Source organism: Methanosarcina sp. (genome assembly GCF_028693135.1).
Taxonomy (GTDB): domain Archaea; phylum Halobacteriota; class Methanosarcinia; order Methanosarcinales; family Methanosarcinaceae; genus Methanosarcina.
Window position 1 is genome coordinate 43,200 of sequence record NZ_JAQUVZ010000023.1, and the last position, 6,539, is coordinate 49,738.

General features: G+C 41.8%; 5 protein-coding genes. 2 read left to right on the top strand and 3 right to left on the bottom strand.

Annotated features, from left to right (window positions below; all coding sequences use genetic code 11):
* Positions 1-173: 173 nt before the first annotated feature.
* The 3 genes from PHF18_RS11295 to PHF18_RS11305 all read right to left on the bottom strand — a co-directional run bounded on the left by PHF18_RS11295 (position 174) and on the right by PHF18_RS11305 (position 3,749).
* A complete protein-coding gene (locus PHF18_RS11295; protein WP_300102736.1) occupies positions 174-395 on the bottom strand; it encodes a hypothetical protein in 222 nt (73 codons plus the stop codon).
* A gap of 918 nt (positions 396-1,313) precedes the next feature.
* Positions 1,314-2,483, bottom strand: a complete 1,170-nt coding sequence (locus PHF18_RS11300) for an ABC transporter permease (RefSeq protein ID WP_300102739.1) — start codon at positions 2,481-2,483, stop codon at positions 1,314-1,316.
* A 114-nt stretch (positions 2,484-2,597) separates the two neighbouring features.
* A complete protein-coding gene (locus PHF18_RS11305) occupies positions 2,598-3,749 on the bottom strand; it encodes a hypothetical protein (RefSeq protein ID WP_300102742.1) in 1,152 nt (383 codons plus the stop codon).
* Between the two features lie 434 nt (positions 3,750-4,183).
* On the opposite strand from PHF18_RS11305, the gene PHF18_RS11310 reads away from it, so the two are divergent.
* On the top strand, positions 4,184-5,656 hold the full coding sequence (locus PHF18_RS11310; protein ID WP_300102751.1) for a cobyric acid synthase: 1,473 nt from the start codon (positions 4,184-4,186) through the stop codon (positions 5,654-5,656).
* Positions 5,657-6,162: 506 nt separating this feature from the next.
* Positions 6,163-6,294 (top strand): hypothetical protein, encoded by a 132-nt coding sequence (locus PHF18_RS11315; protein ID WP_300102745.1) that lies wholly within the window; start codon positions 6,163-6,165, stop codon positions 6,292-6,294.
* The last annotated feature ends 245 nt before the right edge of the window (positions 6,295-6,539 follow it).

The window sequence follows — 6,539 nt, forward strand, 5'->3', positions numbered from 1 at the left end:
AAAAGGACAAGTACTAAAATGATAGAAAAAATCGGCAAGAATACAAACAAAAGGGAATTAAGCACGCATTAACAGCACTGTTTTTACTCAAGTTTTCACGAGATGTCTGCTACAACACTCGTGGTGAGAGAGGATACAGCCTGAGGGAATCAGCTTGTCAGAAAATTAAGTTTTTAGAGAAACTCAAGGCACAGGCATACGTAATATTCTCTTGCAACCCTTTTAAGCCAGTCCGGAACCAGGCAATACCTATCAACAATAAGCTCGTTCAGGTAGTAGAGGGACTCTTCGGTTTTGAACTCACTGAGCCTCTTTACAGCCGTCCTTCTCTTCCACGCAGAATTCTCTTCGTCAAGAGCTTCAAGATAAAGCTGGTATTCTTTGCTATCATTCATTAAAGTAAAATTATCTATCAAAGAATATAACTATTTGTATCCGGTGTCAGAAGCAGCGATATCCGGAAGGTTTTAAAGAGGCATTTCAGAGACTGTAGTTATATATTTCGACGGACATGACAATTTTTGGAATTTCGATAAAGTACTCGGACAATAAACTTTAAGAACTCCTGGTAAATCAAAAAACATATATCTCAAAAGAAAATAAAAGGGAATTCCCTTTATGCAGTGATCAGTTGCAGGAATCCCCCCACTCAAATGTTCGCTCTGTGCTACAAGGTAGCATATAACATACAATGCCCGCATAAATATAGTTTTCGAAATTCTCCTGAAAAACTGAAAGTTACGAAAATGTTTTTTGACCTCTTCTAAGAACCCCCAAAGTAAGGGAGCAAAGAAGGAGAAAAGGTGCAAAGAAGAAAAGACATATCGACATATGTAAACGACATATGTAAAAAAGTGCTTTCAGGCTGAAGAGGGTAAAAATAGGAAAGGAGAATTCCCATGCAATGATCAGTTGCTGAGAATTCCTGCACAAGGTTTTTTGTTCGCTATGCCTTACGAAGCAAGTAATAATTCTTCAAAAAAGATATATAATTACCGGCATTGAAATTTCAACACAGGCGACATATTAGCTCACATTGAAATGTTTAATGACAACTATAATTTTAAGAGCATCACTAATTATTTTCCCCTCATAAATTATTTGGAATGAAATGATGAAAAGCCGGAAAAAATTACTATTTTAATAGAGCTCATTACCTTAATAGAATACACATATTCAAGTATTTATACGCTTATTTATCTATACTTCTTATTTTACTAAGTTTTGCATTTTTTAAGTTTTATTTCCTGCAGGGTATATTCCCATTTAACTGTACAAACCAAATCTCCAGAAAAATCAAATCTTCCGTATTTTCACCTTGTGCTTATTGCTTTTACAGGGTCCAGCTTCGCAGCCTGTCGCGCAGGATAAATTCCGGTAATCAGGTTCAGAAGGAAAACGGCGGCAATAATTAACACGATGTCCTGAGCGCGGACAACAATCGGGATAAAGGAAATACCCCCGTAGACATCTGAAGAAGCTGCCGGGATTTCATACCCACCTATTGCCAGGGCTATAAGAACTCCTGCAAAAGTACCGACAAGGGCGCCCAGCAGGCCGAGAATCCCGCTCTGGAGAATGAAGATCCTCTGGATGCTTGAGACCGGGGCACCCATGGCGCGGAGCATGCCTATCTGGCCTGTTGCGCCGATAACCGAAAGGTTCAGGGTACTGACCACGCCAAAAGAGGCTATGACAATAATAAGACCATATACAACCTTGTTTGAAGTGCCCTCGATAGCAATGGTACGGAGAATCGCAGGGTTTGTCTCGGTCCAACCTTTTGCCTTATAACCGGTTTTCTCTATCTCGGTTGCGATTTCCCGGTCCGTATTAAAATCCCTGAGCCGGACTGAAATGCCATTAACCACATCCGGGACATCATAGAATTGCTGGGCAGTATCCAGGGAGGTGTAGGTCAGGGACTCGTCTAGAGGGGAGCCCGTATGAAAGATCCCCACAATTCTAAGAGAAAGAGGATTTGCGTTCGGAAAAGATACATCTATGGAGTCCCCCAAATTAACTTCAAGTTTATCTGCCAGCTTTGAGCCGATAACCACCGTATTTCTTGAAAACTCGAGTTCCCGGAAACTGCCTTCAACAATATCTTCTTCAATAGCGCTGATTTCATTTTCCTGTAAAGGAACCACACCTTTAAGCTCGGCATTGAGGGAATTGCCCTTGAACCTGAAAGAAGCCTGTCCCGTAAGGAAAGGAGAAAACGCAGTAACTCCTTCGATTGAACTGATCCTCTTCATGAGAGTCCCGTAGAGGTAGATGTAATCTTCACCTTCCTGCGGATAGACCGAAACTTGAGGAAGTTTGTTTACGGTAGTGTTGTAAAGCTCCCCTGTAAAACCCACCATAAGAGCCTGGGAAACCGTAAGTACCATCACAGCAAGGGCTATTGCACCTACCGAAAGGAGAGTCTGGAATTTTCTTGCCCGGATTTGCCTGAGGGCAATAAAAAGTTCATAACGCATGGGACTCACAGTTTTTTTGAGTTTTATTCTAATTTTTCCTGATTTTTCCTGATTTTTCCTGATTTTTCCTGATTTTTCCTGATTTGCACACCTGTGCTTTTAAATAAATGGATATTAATGCAGCCTTTTGAAAAGGGTGAAAACCAGGGCAAGACCTGCGACTCCGGCAGTAACCGAAAAACCCGGGATGCCAGTTCCACCGTTTTCTCCAGAGGTTGCGTTCCCTGTGCCAGGACTTGCTTCACTCGCATTCAAGGGGGAAAGATCAGACTCAATAATGGTTTCCCTGCGTTCGATAACATCTCCATCGTTACCAAAAAGTTCGATCTCAAGTCTGTAGATTCCTTCCGTAAGCCTTTCTTTCCAGGCAACTTCCACGGTCTCGTCATCATCATTCAGCAGCACAGGGACCCTTTCCCGGATGGACTCAACAAAAACGGAACTGCTATTCCCTGAGTTTTCCTGCAGGTCATATACTGAAAAAACCAGGTTTCCTTCAAAAGGTACCTGGGAACGCCCTAAAACAGTTGCACTTGCTCCGGTCTCATCTTGATAGATATCAGTAATCTCTGCATCGTCTCCGGAAGTGAAATGCTCTGTTGAAGCGATAAATCCTCTACTGGGGGAATAGACCCGGACCTTCACTCTTCCTGTATACTCTTTATTGTTTTCGAGGAGAGTACCCCACGATGCAGAAAAGGTTTCCGGAACACTGGTTAGAGCTGCTTTTTCGGTTTTTGCACTGTAAATTACATTGTGCCCATCTACGAGCATGTATTCGATATCAAAAAGTGAGGCTTGATTGGGAGAGAGCACAACAGTGATTCCTTCGGAGTTGGGGACAAGATCATCGACCTGAAGTTTGGAAGCGGAGTTGCTGCCGTAAACAAAACCATATTCCGATTCTGAAAGTACCTTCTCCTTTTCCAGAAGCTTTGCTCTCAGAGTGTAAGCCCCGCGTTCGGCATTCCTGATATTCCAGAAGCCAACTTTCGTGACCCTCGTATTCGCAGGAAAACTGCCAGTTGAAAATGCCTGTGCAGCAATAACCTCTTCCGTTTCCCTTTCTGGCTTGACCAGAGATACCTCAAGGGTCAGGTTCTCTTCTGGCTGGTTTGAATAAAGGATTACATCAAAGGACTCGAGATCGCTGTAAAGTTCGGCTATGCGGGCTGAACCTGTTCCTTCGACCTGAGAAGTGTCTGCTGCAGAGGCCGGAATGATTGGTATAAGAAATAAAACAAGTAAGAAAAGAACGGTTTTCATAGTCTTTTTTCCCAGATTCTATAACAAAAAGATTGTTCGGATCTTATTTAAAAGAAATGCAGCCAGACAAACAGGTCATTTTCTACCCCCTGCCACGGAAGAAACAGAGAATAAAACCAGGAGCCAGAAAAACGGTTGAAAATTCCATCTTCGAATATTTAGGGAGAATTAACCGATTAATAAGGGGTCGCCAGAGGGAGAGGATATAAAAAATTTGAGAAATAAATACTTTTTAAAATTAACTAAACAAAACCTGTAGTTAATCCGAAAGTATTTATTCTTTAATTGAAGTATAAGAAGACAATTATTAAATCAAAGCAAGTTTACTTGATTTATCGCTTTGAGAACAAAATCTCACTGTCGGTTTTACTGAAATTTTTAGTTTTACTTGAATTATATAAAAAATACGTGTTCGAGCAGAAGGTATGGTAAAAATGGAGAAGAAAAGCCTCTTAATCCTGGGAACCGCCTCTCATGTTGGAAAAAGTTCAGTCGTGACTGCCATATGCAGGATCCTGTCCAGAAGCTACAGGGTTGCCCCCTTCAAGGCCCAGAACATGAGCCTTAATTCCTGGATTACAAAAGACGGAAAGGAAATCGGGATTGCACAGGCAATCCAGGCAAAAGCCGCTGGTACCGAACCCACTGCAGACATGAACCCTGTCCTCCTGAAGCCAAAAGGGGACCGTGTTTCCCAGGTAATCCTGCTGGGTGAACCCTATGCTGACAAAAGTGCAGGCGAGTATTACGATTCCATTGAAGAAATGCATGCGGTCCTTAAAGGGGCTCTCGAAAGGCTCTGGAAAGAACACGACATCATAGTTATGGAAGGTGCCGGAGGGGCTGCAGAGATCAACCTCTATGAAAGGGATATCGTAAATATAGGTACTGCCAGGCTCACTCAGGCTCCCATAATCCTTGTAGGAGATATAGAAAGGGGAGGCGTGTTTGCAAGCCTTTACGGCACAGTTGCCCTTCTGCCCGAAGATGTAAAGAAGAACGTCAAAGGGCTTATAATCAATAAATTCAGGGGCGACCCTGAAATCCTGAGGCCTGGGCTTAAGCAGCTTGAGGAAAAAACCGGAATCCCTGTGCTCGGAGTCCTGCCCTATTTCAAGCTCCGCATCCCCTCCGAAGATTCAGTCTCACTCGGGGATAAAGAAGCTTCAAATACAGAAAATTCAAAAACAGAAAACGAAATTGAAATCGCAGTAATCCGCCTGCCCAGAATCTCAAATTTTACGGACTTCGAACCCCTTGAAGGCCTCGTAAAAGTCCGTTACGTAGACATTGACAAAGAACTCGGAAACCCTGATGCAATCATGATCCCTGGCACGAAGAACACGGTAAATGATCTTCTCGACCTCAGGGCAAGCGGCATGGACAAAAAAATCCAGGCTTTCAAAGGAAAAATCCCGATCTTTGGAATATGCGGCGGCTATCAGATGCTTGGCAGAACTATCTTTGATTCCGGAGTGGAAAATGGAGTTGAAGCTGAGTTTGAAGGGCTCGGACTCCTGGATATAGGGACCAGATTCGGGGCATATGAAAAGCGGACAATTCAGGTGACAAAGAAAGTTAACGGCCACGGCCCTATCCTGAAATCCATAGACGGGGAAGAAATAAAAGGTTATGAGATTCACATGGGAGTTACTGATTCAAATCGTGCTGTTTTCGGAGACGATGGAGCCATTGATGAAGAAGGCCTGGTGATTGGAACATATCTTCACGGGCTCTTTGATAACGGGAACATAAGAAATGCTTTTGTTCAATATCTCTACGAGAAAAAAGGGCTTGAGTACGTGCCTGAAGAGATCGTAAGCGAAAGCGACGCCTATGACGAACTCGCAAGTGTGTTTGAACAAAACATTGACATGAAAAAGCTCTATGAGGTTACAGGGATCTGAAAATACCCGGGCTCGCAAAGATAAATAAAGTACTGAAACAGGCTCTACGGGTACTGCTGTCCTGCAGTACCTGAAGCCTGTACCTTTACAGGTTTTAATTAAGATATTTTTTAAAACAGGTTTTGAGTGGGTTCTTAAGAGAACACGAAAAAATTGGCACTAAAAAATAGGGTATACTATTGGGGTAAGTATAACTTTCTAGGTGGCATAATTGATCTCCAGAACCCTCTCAACGTTTATTTCTTTATTGTAAACTATTTATTCATTGTGAATTTTTTCTACTTAAGTGAAGTAAGAAACCGGACAATCTGAGAGAAGATCCGTTCCTATTTCTATCGAGTATAATTTTTAGGTAAAATATACAACCTGAAATAAAGTAGTGTTGCCTGTTAGAATTTTTTTGATTAAATGTATAGCCTCTGTTTTTTCTGTACTGAGAGTAATAGACAGAAGAAAACATAGACAGAAGAAACCAGGAGTTATCGTCAAAAAAAAGAAATTGTGCAATGATTTTTGAAAATCCTGTGCCTGAAAAAGAGGGTGTTGAGTGGTTAGAGGGAGAACATATGGGGAGTATTTTGGAAAGAAAATTAGATACCATTTGGGGGCTTGGTATGTTTGCTTGTAAAGGGCGATAAATCCCAGAAGGTTTACCACTCAACAGTATCTAATTTTGCTGCTAAGTATTTATGCCTTATGAATTAATCTTACTGATCTAAGATCACCAAACTCAAACTTCAAAAATCCATAACTATTTAGGAGTTACGCAGTTGAGCCGTAACATATCGTTTTTAACACTTTCATTCCTACATTAATTAATTTAATGTGTATAGAGGGTCATTTAAATATGCTGTCACTGCCACTCTTCTAATTTTCATGGCAC